The following is an 18,670-nucleotide window of genomic DNA, read 5'->3' on the forward strand; positions in this document are numbered from 1 at the left end:
CTTCATGTCGTAAGGCTGGTTCGGGTTGGCGGGGACCAGCGTGTCCAGCGAGGCTTCGTCACGGTCGGCTTCGTCATACGACTCGCGCACCGGCGGCTTTTCACGGTTCGACAGCGGCAGGAAGCCGATCAGGCGGCGAACTTCGGACAGGGCTTCAAGATCGTTTTCGAACGCGCCATCAGCCACACCCGACTTGCCCGCGTGAACACGCGCGCCGCCGAGGTCTTCGTGGGTGACAACCTCGTTGGTCACGGTCTTAACGACGTCAGGGCCGGTCACGTACATGTAGGACGTGTCCTTCACCATGAAGATGAAGTCGGTGATCGCGGGCGAGTAAACATCGCCACCCGCGCACGGGCCCATGATGACCGAAATCTGCGGGATAACGCCCGAAGCCAGCGTGTTTTGCAGGAAGATGTCGGCGTAACCGGCGAGGCTCTCAACGCCTTCTTGAATACGCGCACCGCCCGCATCGAACAGGCCAATGATCGGCGCACCCGCCGTCAGGGCCATTTTCTGCAGCTTGACGATCTTGGCTGCGTGCGCGCCCGACAGCGAGCCACCAAAGACGGTAAAGTCCTTGGAGAACACAAAGACCAGACGGCCATTAATGGTGCCGCGACCGGTGACGACGCCGTCACCCGGAATGCGCTGCTTTTCCATACCGAAGTCGTGGCTGCGATGCTCCACGAACATATCGGTTTCTTCAAAGCTGCCTTCGTCCAGAAGAACATCGATGCGCTCGCGTGCAGTCAGCTTGCCCTTGGCGTGCTGGGACGCGATACGCGCTTCACCACCGCCCAGACGGGCAGCAGCACGGCGACGCTCGAGTTCCTCGAGGATGACCTGGGTCATGGAAAAACGACTCCCTCACGAATTGTTAATCGCCACAAACCCCCGTCATCGCAAAAAGGCAATCGCAACTTTGCAAAACGTGCGGAAGTGTGGAATCTTGCCAACGGTTTGTGGGCAGTTTGCAAAGTTGCAAAAATGGGCGAGAAGCTTTTTCTAGGCGCGAAAGTTCGTAAATTACGCGAGGCTAAAGGCTGGACTCTGGACCAGTGCGCGTCGCGTCTGGCCCTGTCGCCGTCCTATCTTTCACAGATCGAAACCAACCAGCGACCGGCCACGGCGCGGGTTCTGATTTCCCTGATGCGCGCTTTCGATGTGGATGCCAGCCTGTTCGATCTGGAGGGCGATGCGCGCCTGATTGCCGACCTGCGCGAAGCCGTGACCGATGTGGCCGCGACCGCCGAGCCGCCATCACCTGCCGAACTGAAACAGGCGGTCAATAACAGCCCGCGCATGGCTCGCCTGTTCTTGCAACTGCATCAGGACTATCGCCGTCTGGATGACCGGCTGAAGACCCTGAACGAGACACTGGGCCGCGACGAAAAACAGCTGTCGGCCCCTGCTCTGCCCTATGAGGCGGTGCGCGACTTCTTCCACTATCGCGACAACTATATCGATGCGCTGGATCTGGCCGCCGAAAAGCTGGCCGAGCGCATAAACATTAACGGGGCCAGCCACCCCGAGCGGACGCTGGAAAAGGCACTGGGCGATCTGTGCGGCGTGCGTGTCGCCTATCAGGACGGGCCGATGCGGCGTTTCGATGCCGCCGCGCGTATCCTCTATATCCAGCCCTCCTTGCCGGTGGTGACACGCTGTTTCCAGATGGCGCACCAGTTGGCGCTGATCTGCTTTGCCGACCTGATCGAGGAAGAACTGGCGCGGGCCGATTTCGAGTTGTCGGCCGCAACGGATGTGTGCCGGATCGGTCTGGCCAACTATGCGGCAGGGGCCATCCTGATGCCCTATCGCCGCTTTTTGGATGCCGCGCGCGAACTGCGTCACGATGTGGACCAGATGCGTAAACGCTTTAATGCCAGCTTCGAGCAGGTCTGCCACCGGCTTTCCACGCTGCAAAGGCCCGGCTGGCGCGGTGTGCCGTTCTATTTCGCCCGCGTGGACATGGCCGGGAACATCACCAAGCGCCACAGCGCCACCCGCTTCCAGTTCGCCCGCTTTGGCGGGGCCTGCCCGCTATGGAATGTCCACGAAGCCTTTAGTGCACCGGACCGGATACTGGTGAACCTGTCCGAAATGCCCGATGGCTCGCGCTATATCTGTATCGCCAAATCCGTGGCCAAGGCAGGCGGTTCCTATCTGGAACCGGACCGCCGCTATGCGCTGGGTCTGGGCTGCGAGATCGAACATGCAGATCAACTGGTTTATACCGCAGGGCTGGATTTGAACGGCCCGCCCATTCGCATGGGTGTGTCATGCCGCATCTGCGAACGGCTCGACTGCAAACAGCGAGCCTTCCCGCCCATCGACCGTACCTTGCGCGTGCCGCAAAACGAGCGCGACGTCATCCCCTACGCCTTAGGATAGGCTGGATTTCCGCCGGAAAACCCGCGTTCCCGCTGCGTCGGATTTAGTATTGACGATACGTCTTTTTGCACTGCAATGTGCGGTTGTGCAGTGCAAAGAGTGACAGCAAAGTCATTGATGGTTTGAGGCGCAAACCATCCGTCCGTTCTCCGATCATTCGTCAAATCATCCTCACCAAGGCGTCAAAAGCCTGACGCCCAAAGATCACGCCTGCGTCACGCCTCGCCCCTAGAGCGCCCAGCGTGGCTATTTCGCCATCTGTACCGTTCCCTGTTCCGGCTAAGAGACCCCAATGACCAAGGCCTTCCTCGCCTCCAGCGCCAGCCTGCTCACCCTGTTCGCAGCCGGTATCGCAAACGCTGAAAACCTGCCTGCCGATGCGCCCCAGACTGCCCGCGTGACCGACATTGTCGTCACCGCCCAGCGCCGCGCACAGTCCAGTCAGGATGTCGGCGTCTCGCTGTCGGTCATCGGTGGCGAGGCCCTGAATGAAAAGGGCGTTACCGTTATAAACGACATCGAAAATGTCGTCCCGAACATGGAGGTCGACAGCCAATTCGGCAGCGGCCAGCCCCAGTTCCGCATCCGTGGCATCGGTGCCCGAGAATACTCGTCCAACAATGCTTCGACCGTCGGCATCTATGTCGATGAAGTGGCGCACCCCTATACGATCACCACACAGGGCGCGATGTTCGACATTGCCCGCCTAGAAGTTCTGCGCGGACCACAAGGCACGCTTTATGGCCGCAACACCACCGGCGGTGCCGTCAACATCATCACCAATGCCCCGACAGTTGAACGACAGGCCGGTTTTACCGCCGAATATGGCAGCTATGACGCCTATAAGGTCGAGGGTTATGTGTCGGGCCAACTGGCTCCGAACCTGCTGGGCCGTCTGGCCGCCGTCACCGAACAGGGCGGTGCATGGCAATACCACCGCGACACCGCCGAGAAGCTGGGCGACAAGAACAAGACCGCCATCCGTGGCCGCCTGACATGGGATGCCAGCGAGACCGTCACGGTCGATCTGGCCGCCACCTACCAGATCGACAAGTCCGATGGTTTGGGTTTCCGCTTGCGTGCGCCCTACAAGGTCTTTGACGGCAGCGTCACCTATGACACCGACACCGCATGGCGCATCACTGGCTGGGAGTTGTCGCCGGAAATGGCCGCTGTCTCGGGCCGCGCTCTCGGCTCCAAGCCGGGCCGCGACAACGAGGGTCTGGACCTGAATGCCCGCATCCATGCCGATCTGGGCTGGGCGCAGCTGAACTCGATCACCGCCTATCAGTCCTTCGAACGCTCGGAATACAACGACTGGGACGGCACCCGTTTCAATGAATCGGACGTCTATTTCTATAACGACATCGACGCCCTGTCGCAGGAACTGCGCCTGTCCTCGAATGCCGGAGAGCGCCTGAACTGGATGGTCGGGGCCTATTATGCCGACGAGAGCATCGACGGCGGTTTCTACACCCAGTTCCGGGGTGCCGACCGCACCTTGATCAACACGCCTTACGAGCAAACCGTCGAGGCCTTTGGCCTGTTCACCCATAACAGCTATCAGCTGACAGAGCGCCTGAACCTGATCGCCGGTCTGCGTTACGAGAACGAAACCCGCACCCTGACCACCAGCGGCACGCGACGCCTGAACCTGCCGGTTGGCCCGTCCGTCACCTATGACACAGACCTGTCCGAAGTGACCGGCCGCGTGGGTCTGGAATATGATCTGACGCAGGACGCCATGTTCTATGCCAGCATTGCGCGCGGCGTAAAATCGGGCGGTTTCACCACCTATAACGCCACCTCGGCCACCCCGTTCAAACCCGAGATCGTCATCGCCTATGAGGCCGGCATCAAGTCGGACCTGTTCGACGGTCGCCTGCGGGCCAATGGCGCGGTCTTCTTCTATGACTACGAAAACCAGCAGGTTCAGGGTCTGGAATATGACCGCGAGACGGGTCGTCTGGGCAAGATCACCAATGTGCCCAAGTCCGAAATCTATGGCGGTGAAATTGAACTGGTCTGGATGCCCATCGACGGCCTGACCATCAGCCAGAATTTCGGCTACAAGAAAGGCAAATACACCGAGTATTTCGCCATTGATGGTGCTGCCACCGACGCCGCCAATCCGGTTGACGGTCCGTGGGATGTCATCATCACCAATGACCGTTCGGGCGAGCCGCTCCAGTTCCCGAAATTCAACTATGGCGGCTCGATCGCCTATGATTGGGACATGAACGGTTGGGCCATGCGCGCCGAGACCAACTATAACCAGCGCGACGATATCTATAGCGCCGCCTCGGCCTCGGTCCTGCCGGGTTACTGGCTGTGGAACGCCAATCTCAGCATGGGTCCGCAAGACGCCAACTGGCGCGTTGGCCTGTGGGCGCGCAACCTGTTCAACACCTATTACGAAGAGACCCGCAACGGCTTCAACGGCTCGGCCCGTCCAACCACCTCGCCGGGTCAGGGCCGCACCGTCGGTGTTCGCCTGATGATGGATTTCTGATCCAGCTCTATTAGGGCGGCTCTTCACAGAGCCGCCCTTTCATGTTGCTTCTGTAGTCACTGTCACGCTTACAGGTGATATCTGTGTTCCAGCCCCATCGCCGCGCCCTGATCGGCGGCCTTGTCGCCGCCCCTGCCGTCCTGTCCTTTGGCCGCAGCGCCCTTGGCGGGCAGGACCTGTTCCCGTTTGGTGTGGCCAGTGGTGATCCGTCACACGACGGCTTTGTCATCTGGACGCGGCTGGCGAAAAATCCGCTGGCTGCAGATGGTCTGGGCGGCATGGATGCAGACGTTCCGGTGCGTTGGGAAGTCGCCGCCGACGAAGGCTTTTCGCGCATCGTTATGGCGGGCAATGCCGTGGCGCAAAGCCCTCACGCCCATACGCTGAATATCGAAGTCAGCGGCCTGCCTGCGGGGCGTCGCTACTGGTACCGCTTTACCGCGCTGGGCCAGCAGAGCCCTGTGGGGCGCAGTCTGACCACGCCCGCCGCCGACCAGAGGACGGATCGTCTGCGCATCGCGGTGGCCTCATGCTCGCACTATGAGCGCGGCTATTTCAGCGCCTATGGCCACATGGCTGACGAAGCACCCGACCTGACCCTGTTCCTCGGCGACTATATCTACGAATACAGCCTTGGTGCCGACCGCGCAGATCAGGTGGTGCGCCCGTATAATCTGGAAGAAGCCACCACGCTGGCGGGCTATCGCAACCGCTATGCCCTGCACCGTCTGGATGCCGACTTGCAACGCCTGCATGCCGTCGCGCCTGCCCTGGCCGTCTGGGACGACCACGAGGTTCAAGACGACTATTCCGGCATCTGGTCCAAGATCAACGGCACACCCGTCGCTGATTTCGCCGCTCGCAAACAGGCCGCCTATCAGGCCTTTTTCGAGGCCATGCCGGTGCGACGTTCCACCATCGCCAATCGCCTCTATCGTCAGGTCCGATATGGCCAACTGGCCCAGTTTTTCATGCTGGATGGTCGCCAGTACCGCTCGCGCCAGCCATGCAGCGATGGCCCCAATGGCGGCAAGGGCCAGATCGTTACCGACGCAACTTGTAATGACCGTCTGGATCCGTCGCGCACCTTCCTCGGTTTCGATCAGGAACGCTGGCTGTATGACAATCTGGCGCAATCTGATGCCCGCTGGAACATCCTTGGCCAGAACCTTGTCATGGGTGGCCTGGCACTGGCCCGCTCGCAAGCTGACGAAGCGCGTTTCTGGACCGACACATGGGATGGCTTCCCCGCCGCCCGCGAGCGCCTGACCACCGCGCTTGCCGAGATCAAGCCGTCAAACCCTGTGGTGCTGGGTGGTGACTACCATTCCTTCTGGACCACCGACATCAAGGCCGATGCCCGCAATCCGGCATCTCCCGTCCTTGCCACCGAGTTTGTCGGTACCTCCATCACCTCGACCGGTCCCAGCCACGACGGCCTGATGGCCGTCATGCCCAACAACCCGCATGTGCGATTCTTCGACAGCCGCCAGCGCGGATACATGGCCCTCGACATCACCACCGACGCCATCCACACCCGATACCAAGTCATCGACGACGTGCGCCAACGCCAGACCCAGCTCTCGACCCTGAAATCCTGGGTGGTTGAAAACGGCAAAGCGGGAGCCGTTGCGGTATAAGGCCAAGCGTGATCATCCTTACTCATGCGCGCCCCTGAAACTTTCGAAACAGATCGCCTGATCCTTCGCCCTGTCGTGCACGAGGATGCTGCCGACATATTCGCCTATGCAGGCAGCGAAGCGGTCACCCGCTTCATGCCGTTCAAGCGTCATGAGACAATCAGAGAAAGCAAAGCCTCGATTTCGCCCTTCGTTGTGTCGAAGCTTGGCAATCGGGTTCGGCGTTTCCGTGGGCAATTATGCTCAAAGACACCGGCCAATTTATTGGCGTCATCGAGTTGCGCCTTAGCCCACCCAAGGCCGATTTCGGCTATATTCTATGCGAAGCTTTCTGGGGCCTAGGTTACACAACCGAAGCCGCAAAATCCGTCGTGACATGGGCGATCCAACAGCCTGAAATTCATCGTCTCTGGGCGACTTGCCATCCCGATAATACCGCCAGCGCCTCTGTGCTCCGCAAGGCTGGGCTCACCTATGAAACCACGCTCAAAAACTGGGAATCCCGCCCTCAACTGGAAGAAGTTGCAGGATCAAGCGATTGCTACGCGTTAATCAGGCCCATGAACCTGTAGCCACCCGCCTTCACACCCTCTAGTTTGCGCTGCCCGCTTCCGTTCGGGGCATCCGTGTTGTGAACTACCGGTCGGTGCGTTTGGCCTTTTCCAGATCAAAATCAGGTTTTGTGCGCTGGGCGTCTGTGCTTGTGGCGTCGCTGCTAGCCTTGTCGTCGCCAGTCATGGCAGACGCTCCACAAAGCCGTCTGGTGATCGGGGTGCCGCTGGAGCCGCCGCATCTGGACCCGACATCGGGCGCGGCGGCGGCGATTGACGAGGTCGTCTATGCCAACCTGTTCGAAGGCCTGACGCGCCTGACGCCCAATGGCACGGTGGCCCCGTCGCTGGCCGAAGACTGGAATGTGTCGCCCGATGGCCTGTCTTGGACGTTCCGCCTGAAGCATGGCGTGACCTTCAGCGATGGAACGCCCTTTAACGCCGGGATCGTACGTTTCTCGCTGATGCGTATCGTGGCTGACGGTTCGACCAATGCCCAAAAGGCGCTGTTTGCGCCCATTCGTGCGGTCGATGTGGTGGACGATCATACCGTCAACATCCACCTGTCGCGGCCAGTCGCCAACCTGCCCTATCTGTTGGCATGGGGAGATGCATCCATGGTGTCACCCGCCAGTGCCGCCACCAATGGCACTGCCCCTGTCGGCACCGGTCCCTATCGCCTTGGCCGCTGGCAGCGCGGAGGTGAACTGGAACTTGTGCGCCGCGATGACTATTGGGGTCGTGCGCCGCAAATCCGGCAACTGATCTTCAGATTTATCGGTGACCCTGCCGCCGCCTTTGCCGCCGTGAGGGCGGGCGATGTGGATGCTTTTCCAAACTATCCGGCCCCTGAAACGCTTCAGGAGCTAAAGCGCGATCCATCGCTGGTCGTCACCCAAGGCTTGTCCGAGGGCAAGGTCATCATGGCGATGAACAATGCCCGCGCCCCGTTCAACGACATTCGTGTGCGCCGCGCCCTGTCCTATGCCATCGACCGTCAGGCCATTATTGACGGGGCCATGTTCGGCTTTGGCCAGCCGATCGGCAGCCATTATTCACGTCAGGCAGACGGCTATGTCGATCTGACGGGCCGCTATCCGCATGATGTGGCCAAGGCCCGCCAACTGCTGACGGAGGCAGGCTACCCGAACGGTCTGGACGTCACCCTTCGCATCCCGCCGCGTCCCTATGCCCGCCGCAGTGCCGAGGTGCTGGTGGCGCAACTGGCCGCCGCCAATGTGCGCGTAAAGGTCGAGACTCTGGAATGGGCACAATGGCTGGATCAGGTCTTTGGCCGCAAGCAGTTCGACCTGACCATTGTCGAGCATGTCGAGCCGATGGACTACGACATCTATGGCCGTAAGGACTATTATTTCGGCTATAACAACCCCGCTTTCGACGCCCTTCTGGCGGCTGTAAACGCCGCACCGGACGAGGCGACACGCCTGTCGCTGTTGGGTGATCTGCAACGCAAGATTGCCGATGATGCGGTCAATGTTTTCCTGTTCCAGTCCGCGCGCATCGGGGGGCATAAAACCGGTATCAACGGCCTCTGGATCAACGCCCCTATCGCCGCCAACGACATGACGGGCGTGACGCTCGGCGGCATGGCCCGAGGGACCGCTACAACCGCATCAAGCCATCACCTGCCGTGGGGCTGGATCGGGGCAGGACTTGTAGCCACCCTTCTGGCTTTCAGTGCGTATCGACTGGGCGTTGCATGGATAGCGAAAAAACTGGCGGGCCATGCCCTGACACTACTGGTGGCATCGTTTGTTATCTTTGCCCTGCTTCAAGTCCTGCCCGGTGATCCTGCCGCCTATATGATGGGCCTGAATGCCAGCCCCGAAGCCGTCGCCACCTTGCGCCAGCAGATGGGCCTGGAAGGTCCGGTCGTAGCCCGTTACCTGTCATGGGCCGGTGGGCTGCTGGCGGGTGATTTTGGCACCAGCTATACCTATCAGACGCCGGTATCGGCCTTGATCGGCGAGCGTCTGGCCGTGTCCCTGCCCTTGGCACTTTCAGCGCTGGCATTGTCGGTGGTGATCGCTCTGCCCATTGGCGTTCTGGCCGCCCGCCACCGTGGCAAGGCACTGGATGCAGGACTGACCGGCCTGATGCAGTCGGCCATTGCCATACCCAATTTCTGGCTGGGCCTGTTGCTGATCCTGTTGTTCTCGGTGACTCTTGGCTGGCTACCTGCGGGCGGGTTTACCGGATGGTCCTCTCTGGTCCTGCCTGCACTTGCATTGGCAGCCCCGCAGGCGGCTATTCTGGCGCGGGTGTTGCGCACTTCGCTGCTGGAAACATTGGGCGACGACTATGTCCGGACAGCCCGCGCCAAAGGGTTATCAAAGAATGCCGCCCTGCTGCGCCACGCCCTTCCCAATGCGTGGATACCGGTGCTGACGATACTGGGCCTGCAAGCCCCCTTCCTGCTGGCCGGCGGCATCGTGATCGAGAACGTATTTTCCCTGCCCGGCCTTGGCCGTCTGGCGTTTCAGGCCGTCAGCCAGCGTGACCTGATCGTGGTGCAGGGTGTAGTCATGGTGCTGGTGGCCGTCGTGGTTCTGGTCAGTCTGGTTATCGATATTGCCTACGCCCTCGCCGATCCTCGCCAGCGTCAGGATCGAGGAGAACGTCCATGATCTTCGCCGCCTTTGACCCCATCCGCACCCTTCGCCCGCTATCACTGAAAATCGGTCTCGCCCTCGGTATCGGCGTACTGCTGCTTGCCCTTACGGCCCTGTTCTGGACGCCCCATGACCCGTTGACGCAGGACGTTACCAACCGGCTTGCGGCCCCCTCCGGCGCGCACCTGTTCGGCACCGATGCCTTAGGCCGTGATGTCTTGTCTCTGGTCATGGCCGGTGCCGCCAACAGTCTGGCCGTCGCGGGCAGTGCCGTGGCGCTGGGCCTTGGCATAGGCGTGCCTCTGGGCCTTTGGGCCGCCGCCCGATCCGGCTGGCGCGACGAAGTGGCCATGCGGGGGGCCGATCTGGTCTTTGCCTTCCCTTCGCTGCTGACGGCCATCATGCTGGCCGCAGCAACGGGACCCAGCGCCTTTAATGCCGCGCTGGCACTGGGGGTGTTCAACATTCCCGTCTTCATGCGGGTCACACGCGGTGCGGGTCGCGGATTGTGGAGCCGCGATTTCGTCTCTGCCGCCCGCGCTTCCGGGCGATCAACGGCACAGATTTCCGTCCAGCATATCCTGCCGCACCTGCTGGGCCTTCTGGTGGTACAGGCCGCTGTGCAGTTTTCGGTCGGCGTCGCCGCCGAAGCGGGCCTGTCATATCTGGGTCTGGGGGCACAGCCACCCGCGCCAAGCTGGGGCCGGATGCTGGCTGAAAGCCAGACCCTGATCGGCACCGCACCGTGGCTGGCCATCTTCCCCGGCCTTGCCATCTTCGTGACGGTTCTGGCGCTCAGCCTTGCGGGGGATGGTCTGCGCGACCGCCTTGATCCTCGCCTGAAGAGGGAGGTCTGAGCCATGGCCATTCTGGACATCCACAACCTGTCACTGGATTTTGGTGCCGCCCGTATTCTGGAGGGTATCGATCTGGCCATCAATGAGGGCGAGATCGTCGCCCTTGTTGGTGAAAGTGGGTCGGGCAAGTCCCTGACGGCGCTATCAGTACTGGGGCTGCAACCCGATGATGCGCATCTACAAGGCGACATCTGGCTGGACGGCCAGTCTATATTGAACGCCCCCGATACGGTCATGCAGGGCCTGCGAGGCCGCAAGATCGGCATGGTGTTTCAAGAACCGCTCAGCGCCCTGAACCCTGTCATGACGATCGGCGATCAGGTGGCCGAGACGGTGCGTATCCATACCGGTTGCTCGCGCAAGGCAGGTCTTGCCGCTGCCCGAAAGGCTCTGGACGAGGTCGGCCTGCCTGCCCCCCGTTTTTCGCTCAAGCTTTATCCGCACCAGCTATCGGGCGGTCAGCGTCAGCGCGTGGCCATTGCCATGGCGGCCATCCTGAAACCGCGCCTGTTGATTGCCGACGAAGCCACCGCGGCACTGGATCCTGTCAACCAGGCGCGGGTCATGGACCTGTTGTGCGACATCGCCCGCAAGCAAGAAACCGGCCTGTTGCTGATCTTGCACGATCTGGCACTGGCCTATGAGCGGGCAGACCGTGTCGTCCTGCTGCGTCAGGGCCGTATCGAGGAAAGCGCAGACCGTCAGGCACTGAAGACCGGCCTGAAAAGCGACTATGGCCAGCGCCTTTTGCGTGATGCCCTGCACACGCCCGCAGCCCGTCCCGCCATTGCCTCCGACGCCCCCGTCGTGGCCGAGGCTGTCGACGTCACCCGCACCTATGGCACCCCGCCCAGCCTGTTCAACCGCAAGCCTCCTGTCTGTGCCGTCGATAATGTCAGCCTTTCAATCCGGCGCGGTGAAAGTGTCGGCCTGATCGGCGAAAGCGGCTGTGGCAAGTCCACCCTGCTGAGCGCGCTGACCGGACTGGAACCGGTACAATCGGGTCGCATAATGCTGGGCGATCAAGACTGGTCCAAGGCCAATGCCGCACAGACCAAGGCGCTGCGACGCCGCGTCCAGCCCGTGTTTCAGGACCCCGGCTCCAGCCTTGATCCCCGCTGGCAGGCCGGACGTATTTTATCCGAGCCGCTGCATCTGCTGCATCCGGCCCTGTCACCCGAACAGTCACGCGCCCGTATCGAGACGGTGATGGAACAGGTCGGTCTGAACCCCGAATGGCAATACCGCTATCCGCATCAGTTTTCGGGTGGCCAGAAACAACGCCTTGCGCTGGCGCGCGCCCTGATTACTGAACCGGACCTGATCGTTCTGGACGAGGCCGTATCGGCGCTGGATGTCTCGATCCGTGCGCAGATTCTCGACCTGCTGGCCGACCTGTCGCGCCGGTTGGGCGTCGCCTATCTGTTTGTCAGCCATGATCTGGAAGTGGTGCGTCGCCTGACCGACCGCGTTCTGGTGATGGAGGCGGGACGCATCGTCGAGCAAGGCGCAACCGAAACTGTGCTTGCCAGCCCGCAGCATCCGGCCACACAAAGGCTGGTGGCCGCAACGCCGCGCCTTTTGCCGCATACGGAGCCGAACCCATGAACCGCCGCACCGTTTTGGGAAGCGCCCTGCTGGGGGCGGCTGCCGCCGCCTCCGGTTCTGCTGTCGCCAAGGAAGCTGCCATGAACAAGCCTAAGGGCCAGACCGGCCCGCGCAACCTGATCACCGATGTGGCCGGTATCCGTATCGGTCAGGCCGTGGACGCAGGTGCCCGCACCGGCGTCACCGTCATCCTTGCCGAAACGCCCGCTGTCGCTGCCGTGGATGTACGCGGCGGTGGCCCTGCGGGGCGCGAAACCGATGTGCTGAAGGCCGAAAATCTGGTGCAGGAAGTGGACGCCATCGTCCTGTCCGGTGGTTCGGTTTACGGCTTGGCCGCTGCCGACGGTATTGCCGCATGGATGGGGATGCGCGGTCGCGGCTATGGCATGGGTGGCGCGGCGGGCGTTCCGCCCTCACCCATCGTGCCCTCGGCCTGCCTGTATGACCTTGCCAATGGCGGCGACAAACAATGGGGCATGGACACGCCCTATCGCCGCCTTGCCGTCGAAGCCTTGGAAAGCTCATCGGGCGACTTTGCCCTTGGTACCGCGGGCGCGGGTTATGGCGCACAGGCCGGCAGTCTGAAAGGCGGTACCGGTTCCGCATCCGCCGTCACCTCGGACGGCTGGACCGTCGGTGCCATCGCCGCCGTCAACAGTGTCGGATCGGTTATCGCCCCCGATAGCCGCCAGTTCTGGGCCGCACCGTTTGAAATCGGTACCGAGTTCGGTGGCCTCGGCTCATCGGAGCTTTCAGCCGCTCACGAAGACTGGGGACGGGCCAAGTTCGCGCCGCGGCCGCGTGAAAACACCACCATCGCCGTGGTCGCCACCGATGTCGCCCTCAGCCGTGTCGAGTGCCAGCGCATTGCCATCATGGCGCAGGACGGCCTGTCGCGCGCTGTACGTCCCGCCCATGCGCCGTTCGATGGCGATACGGTGTTTGTCCTGTCCACCGGCAAGATCACACTGGAAGACGGCCCCACCCGTAACATCGCCGTCAGCCGCCTTGGCAATATCGCCGCCGATGTTCTGGCCCGCGCCATTGCACGCGGTGTCTATGAAGCCACCGCCTACGACGGCAGCGCAGACAAGACGTGGAAAGGCCTATCCTAGGGGCTTGAGCGTAGAGATCTGGTCTAGGGCTTCCAGACCACCTTTTCCCCCACCGACAGTCCCGACAGGACTTCCACCCTGTCCGGCCCAATCCGGCCAAGGGTCACAGGGCGTATCTCCAGCGTACCATCTGCCTTTTGCACCTGCACCAGCGGCGCACCGTTGTTCAGCGCCGACACAGGTACCGAAATCGCCTGTTCTGTCTCGTACAGTACCAGCGACACCTGCGCCGTCATGCCGATCCGCATAATTCTGGCCACGTCCTCGGACAACGGGTCCAACCGCACCCGCGCCTCGAATAGCGTCTTCTCGCCCGACGATCCCGCATCCGCCTCGCCCGATATAGCCAGCAGGTGCCCTTTTAACGTCTGGCCACCCAGTCCAGGGCCGGTGACCGTGGCCACCATTTCTGTATCCAGAAGGATCAGGTCCGCCTCGTCCACGCGAAACACCACATCCAGACCATCCAGTGCCGCAATCACCCCCAGTGACTGACCAAGACCGACCTTACCGCCGACCTTGGCTCCGCTATTATCCGAGCCGGTAGAACTGCTGCGCGGGCGCACCATTACACCCGCACGCGGTGCACGGATCACGGCCTCGCTGCCCGATGCCGCCTCTTGTAATTTTGTCGACGCCAGACCGCGTTGTAATCCCGCCACCTGACGCTCTACACCCACACCGCGTGCCTCGGTGCGGGCAAGGTCTTCTTGCGCCGTCGTCACAGCCTGTGCGCTTTGACGCAGGCTGCTTTCCAGCCCTTCCATCTCGGTACGGGCAATCAGTCCACGCTCGAACAATCGCTGTCCCTCTTCGTGACGGCGGCGTACCTCTTCGAACTGGATACCGGCGCTCTCCAGCCCCCGCTTGGCTCCGTTCATTTCCGGACCTGAAGCCCAGTTTTCCATCTGGGAAGCCGTATCAGCCGCCTGCAGATAGCCGATCCGTGCCTCGGCCGTTTTTCGCCAGACATCGGCAGCACTCAGGCGATACAGAATCTGGCCTTCTTCTACCCGATCGCCGAAACGGAAGGCGATATCCATTACCGTAGCATCCGTCTCGGCAATGATTTCAACCTGTTCACCGGGCACAATACGACCCGAGAAGGATTGCCCGATTTTGAATGGCCCCTGACTGACCGTATAGGTCATAGGTGCCGCTTCGACCTTGCTATCACCACCGCGCGTAAAGGCTACCAGCAGTAACCCTGCCAGCAGTATTGCCCCTGCGCCCAATACCAGTTTCTTTTTCCGGCTCAGAGGCCGCCTTACGGCTCCAAGGAAATTTGCCATGTTTCCAGTGTCCTCCCCAATTGCTGGTCCAGAGTTGTCAGGGCGTTCAGATAGGCTATGCGGGCCGTAAGAGCCTGCGCATCCGCGCTTCGCAGATTGTTTTGCAGCGACAGCACCTCGAAATTGCTGGCCCGTCCCGCCCGCAGTCTTGCCTGCTGGATTTCCACGCTGCGCAGCGCCAGCGTCTTGGCACGATTGGCCGCTTCCAGCTGACGCCAGCGCGACTGCACGTCGGCCACGGCCTCGCGCACCTGTCCCTCGATACGATCCAACTGGCTGTCATAGGCCAACTCCGCCGTGTGCAGAGCAGTTTGCGCGCCCATCACATTGCGACGTCCCGAAAAGTCGGCAATCGGGATGCTGAGTTGTAAGCCAACCGAATGCGATGACAGGTCCGGACCTCCCCCCACCGGGTTGAAGCGGTCATAACCCGCGACCACAGATACGTCCCAGAGGCGGCTGTTGCGGGCCAGTTTCTCGGACATCTCCAGTTGTTCAAAATTTAGTCGCCGCGCCTTCAAGTCACGACGGTTGGACAGCGCAAAGGCGACCGCCTGATCTGCATCCAGTTCCACAGCCTCGGCCTCGACCTGATCTTGCGCCCGCAAGGGCATGGACGGGTCCAGCGCCAACAGGTTCAAAAGCTGTGTACGTGCCGTGGTCAGGCTGCGCTCCGTCTCCAGCAACGCGACCTCCTGATTGGCCACTTCGGACTGGGTCTGCACAATGTCGGCGGCGGCCATACGCCCCGCATCGATCAAGGCCTGATTGGTATCCAGTAGCTGTCGGCTGCGCTCCAGCGCCATCTGCGACAGGGTCAGCCTTTCTTGTGCCTGTATCAGGTTGCGATAGGAAAACGTCACCTGATCGATCAGGCCGGCGACTGCCTCTTCCTCGTTCATATAGGCCAGTTCGGCATTGATTTTAGCCTGACGCAACGGGACCATGTTCACGTCCCAGCCCGCGCCACGCAAAAGCGGCTGGCGGATAGTGGCAGAAAAGCTGTCCGTGCCGCCGCCTGTGCCATCCAGCCGTTCAAAACGGGACCAGTTCACAGAAGCCGATGTGCCGATCGGGCTATGCCACGACACCGATGGCGACACGCTCGAGTCCTCGCTGCTGGCGCCATTATCGGCCTTGCGCCGCAAGGCCGACACCGCCACCCCACCCGTCGGCCAATAGGAACGGTGCGCCAGAAATAGATCGAAACGATCCAGCGCCCGATACATTCTCAAAGAACGCAGATCGCGGTTGTCTCGTAAGGCGAGCGCCACCGCCTCTTCCAGTGTCAGAGTGTCAGCCTGTGCCTCGCTCCCCATGGCGGGATCCACAAAAGGGCGGGCATCGGCACTGGTACCGAACACAAAAAAAGCCACCAATACCGCGCCAAACAACCTAGTCCGCACGCAAGGCCTCCACCGGTAAAATACGCGAGGCAGACACCGCCGGATGGATGCCGAACACCAACCCCACCGACGCCGCAATCGCTGTTCCCCACACCAGAACCATCGGGGCGAACACAAAGCTGATCGGCAAAATCAAACAACCTAACGCCGTCAGCCCTACCCCCACCAATGCTCCGATCAGTCCGCCCCCCACCGACAGAGCCACCGCCTCGACAATGAAGATAAAGACAATCTCGTTGGGCGTAGCGCCGATTGCGGCCCGCAGGCCGATCTCCTTGCGTCGCTCCATCACCGACATCAGCATGACGTTCATCACACCCACACCGCCGACCAGCAAAGACACCGAACCAATGGCCACCAGAATGGCGGACATCAGATTCATCTGGCTGTTCATTGCCTCTATCATTTCTCTGGCGCTGCGAACCGTGACCATCTGGCTCCCCTTCATCAGTTCAAGGCGCGTTGACTCGGCCCATTCGGAAGCGTCACGGCCTTCGCCAACACGCACCAGCGCATGGGTAATGCCCGGCTTTGTCACCACACGGCGCGAACACGGCAGCCCGATAAAGGCGGTCTCGTCGGGATTAACCGGATTGAGCGCCTGCTGCTCTGTCGGCGGCAATACGCCCACAACCTGAAAGCCGTAACTGTCGATATAGGCTGTATCTCCCGCTTGGGCGCGGGCGTCCTTGGCCAGTTTCGCCCCCAGAACCACAGCGCCGTTACAACCATCCACCGGCGTCAAGTTGCGTCCCTGCGCCGTTTGCAGACGAAGCATCTCCAACGCTTCGGGAGAGACGGCAGCTATGCCGGACGAAATGCTGCTACTGCCCACCCGTACATAGCCGCGCCGTGTGGCCATATTGGCCGCCACTACGACATCGGTATCGCCCTGAAAAATGGCGTCCAGCCGCAAGGGATCCAGCCCCCGTTCAGAAGCCAGATCGGCCGCGATCTGGACCGTATCCACCCCGACCTGCTGGAAGCGGGCCATCACTTCGGCCTTGGCAATATAGGAAAAGCTCATCAGGGCGACGACCGAGGCCGAGCCGATCATCACACCCAGAAGTGCCAGAACCGACCTGCGCCCCTGCGCCCGCAAACCCGCCACCGCTTCGTGCGCCAACACCACCCATATGCTTCCCCCAAAGCGGTTCATGGATCGCTATTGCCCTGTCGCATTCTGGATGATGCGACCGTCCTGCATCTGCACCCGATAGTCGCAACTGCGCGCCAGAACGGCGTCGTGCGTCACCATCAGGATAGAAACACCCGTCTCCCGATTGATATTCCGCAATAGCGCCATGACCATCGCCCCGCTTTCGCTGTCCAGATTCCCCGTCGGCTCGTCCGCAAGAATAAGTCGTGGCTGGGTGACAAGGGCGCGCGCTATGGCCACGCGCTGGCGCTGTCCGCCCGACATTTCTTCTGGCCGGTGATGCAGGCGATCCCCCAGCCCTACCCGTTCCAATTGTTCCATCGCCGCATGACGGCGCTCTGCCCGTCCTATTCCCCGATGCACCAAAGGCAGGGCGACATTTTCCCATGCGCTAAGGCGCGGCAGCAGGTGAAAAGACTGGAAAACAAATCCGATCAGGCGGTTACGCACCTTGGCCGCTTCACTGGCTTCAATCCCCGAGACACGTTGTCCCGCCAGTTCGATCGCTCCGGATTGGGGGCGGTCCAGTAGGCCGATCAGGTTCAACAGCGTGCTTTTTCCTGATCCCGACGCCCCCGTCAGAGCCCACATCTGCCCCGAGGGCATAACAAGACTAACCCGGTCCAGAACCTGCGTTCTGGACCGGGCCGGACCATAGCCATGTGTGATATCGATCAATCTCAACACGGGTCAGCCCTTTGGTATTGGCTATCAGGTAACGCTCAGAGCCGGGCTGCTGGTAAAGTGGCCGGAGGCCGCATCGGAATCCAGCGTGCAGTTGGCAGCCAGGAAGCCGAAGATTTGACCATTAATGGTCTGCGACGGAATGGTGACCTGACCGGTGGCATTGTTGACGTTCACCGTGATGTCGCCCTGACACCAGCCGGCCGAAGTGGTCACATACAGGTTACGGATAACCGCAACACCAGGACCGACATAGTCGACCTGCCAGGTGCCCGACTGGCTGATCGAGCTGCAAGGCGAGCCCGCGCCAAAGTTTGAACCGGTGATGCTACCACCGGTACCGGCAGAGTTTACATCCAGCGTGAACGACGTGTCGCACTGACCCGACAGATACTGATTGACGTTCAGCTTGCCGGACAAGGTAACAGTCGTGCTGGTAGGCGAGATACCGGCAAAGGCCGGAGCGGCACCGGCCATCATGGCGATAGCGGCAAGCGAAGCGATGATGCGTTTCATTTTTATTATCCTTCCCTACAACCTCCGATTGAGGTCAGTTTCAGCATTCCACAATCTACAGTTGAGTCAACAGAGATAATATTGAGTAATTTTAATATGATGGAATTTTTGCCAAAATTACTTCTATCTATAGTTGTGCCTCGGACGAAAAAAATAAGGGCTCCGCGCGAACGGAGCCCTTCAATGTTTGGCAGGGGGTTGAAACTATTCGGTGTCGATTTTTACCAGCAGGGCATCGACCTGAACCTGATCGCCGGCGGCCGTGTTGACCTCGGTAACTGTGCCGTCGAACGGGGCGGTCAG

The 18,670-nt window shown here is 61.1% G+C and carries 13 protein-coding genes and 1 pseudogene; 8 read left to right on the forward strand and 6 right to left on the reverse strand.

The window, feature by feature from the left end; genetic code table 11:
• Positions 1-855, reverse strand: an 855-nt coding sequence (locus RSB01_RS09435; protein ID WP_332625364.1) for a carboxyl transferase domain-containing protein, incomplete at its 3' end; no start/stop codon positions are given.
• A gap of 135 nt (positions 856-990) precedes the next feature.
• On the opposite strand from RSB01_RS09435, the gene RSB01_RS09440 reads away from it, so the two are divergent.
• From RSB01_RS09440 to RSB01_RS09475, 8 genes and pseudogenes are all read left to right on the forward strand, one after another.
• On the forward strand, positions 991-2,394 hold the full coding sequence (locus RSB01_RS09440; RefSeq protein WP_332589928.1) for a short-chain fatty acyl-CoA regulator family protein: 1,404 nt from the start codon (positions 991-993) through the stop codon (positions 2,392-2,394).
• Between the two features lie 292 nt (positions 2,395-2,686).
• Positions 2,687-4,906 carry a TonB-dependent receptor gene (locus tag RSB01_RS09445; RefSeq protein ID WP_332589927.1) on the forward strand — a complete coding sequence of 740 codons (2,220 nt, stop codon included), beginning with the start codon at positions 2,687-2,689 and terminating at the stop codon, positions 4,904-4,906.
• Between the two features lie 83 nt (positions 4,907-4,989).
• Entirely contained in the window at positions 4,990-6,546 is a 1,557-nt protein-coding gene (locus tag RSB01_RS09450) for an alkaline phosphatase D family protein (protein ID WP_332589926.1), read from the forward strand.
• Between the two features lie 200 nt (positions 6,547-6,746).
• Positions 6,747-7,118 (forward strand): annotated as a pseudogene (locus RSB01_RS09455) (GNAT family N-acetyltransferase); the annotation flags it as partial.
• Positions 7,119-7,282: 164 nt separating this feature from the next.
• Complete coding sequence (locus tag RSB01_RS09460; protein ID WP_332589925.1) at positions 7,283-9,745, forward strand: ABC transporter substrate-binding protein; 2,463 nt, start codon at positions 7,283-7,285, stop codon at positions 9,743-9,745.
• On the forward strand, positions 9,742-10,587 hold the full coding sequence (locus RSB01_RS09465) for an ABC transporter permease (RefSeq protein ID WP_332589924.1): 846 nt from the start codon (positions 9,742-9,744) through the stop codon (positions 10,585-10,587). The genes RSB01_RS09460 and RSB01_RS09465 overlap by 4 nt, the downstream gene beginning before the upstream one ends.
• A gap of 3 nt (positions 10,588-10,590) precedes the next feature.
• Complete coding sequence (locus RSB01_RS09470) at positions 10,591-12,195, forward strand: dipeptide ABC transporter ATP-binding protein (RefSeq protein WP_332589923.1); 1,605 nt, start codon at positions 10,591-10,593, stop codon at positions 12,193-12,195.
• Entirely contained in the window at positions 12,192-13,310 is a 1,119-nt protein-coding gene (locus tag RSB01_RS09475; RefSeq protein ID WP_332625366.1) for a P1 family peptidase, read from the forward strand. The genes RSB01_RS09470 and RSB01_RS09475 overlap by 4 nt, the downstream gene beginning before the upstream one ends.
• Positions 13,311-13,333: 23 nt before the next feature.
• On the opposite strand, the gene RSB01_RS09480 is transcribed toward RSB01_RS09475, so the two are convergent.
• From RSB01_RS09480 to RSB01_RS09500, 5 genes are read right to left on the reverse strand one after another with little or no spacing between them, the layout of a single operon-like run.
• A complete protein-coding gene (locus RSB01_RS09480) occupies positions 13,334-14,602 on the reverse strand; it encodes an HlyD family efflux transporter periplasmic adaptor subunit (protein ID WP_332625367.1) in 1,269 nt (422 codons plus the stop codon).
• Complete coding sequence (locus tag RSB01_RS09485; RefSeq protein ID WP_332619802.1) at positions 14,578-15,978, reverse strand: TolC family protein; 1,401 nt, start codon at positions 15,976-15,978, stop codon at positions 14,578-14,580. The genes RSB01_RS09480 and RSB01_RS09485 overlap by 25 nt, the downstream gene beginning before the upstream one ends.
• A 19-nt stretch (positions 15,979-15,997) precedes the next feature.
• On the reverse strand, positions 15,998-17,167 hold the full coding sequence (locus RSB01_RS09490) for an ABC transporter permease (RefSeq protein ID WP_332591564.1): 1,170 nt from the start codon (positions 17,165-17,167) through the stop codon (positions 15,998-16,000).
• 6 nt (positions 17,168-17,173) lie between these two features.
• On the reverse strand, positions 17,174-17,854 hold the full coding sequence (locus tag RSB01_RS09495) for an ABC transporter ATP-binding protein (protein WP_332591565.1): 681 nt from the start codon (positions 17,852-17,854) through the stop codon (positions 17,174-17,176).
• Positions 17,855-17,878: 24 nt separating this feature from the next.
• Positions 17,879-18,367, reverse strand: coding sequence for a hypothetical protein (locus tag RSB01_RS09500; protein WP_332591566.1), 489 nt, complete (start codon positions 18,365-18,367; stop codon positions 17,879-17,881).
• Positions 18,368-18,670 lie beyond the last annotated feature (303 nt).

Origin of the sequence: Brevundimonas sp., assembly GCF_036659295.1 — a bacterium.
GTDB lineage: Bacteria > Pseudomonadota > Alphaproteobacteria > Caulobacterales > Caulobacteraceae > Brevundimonas.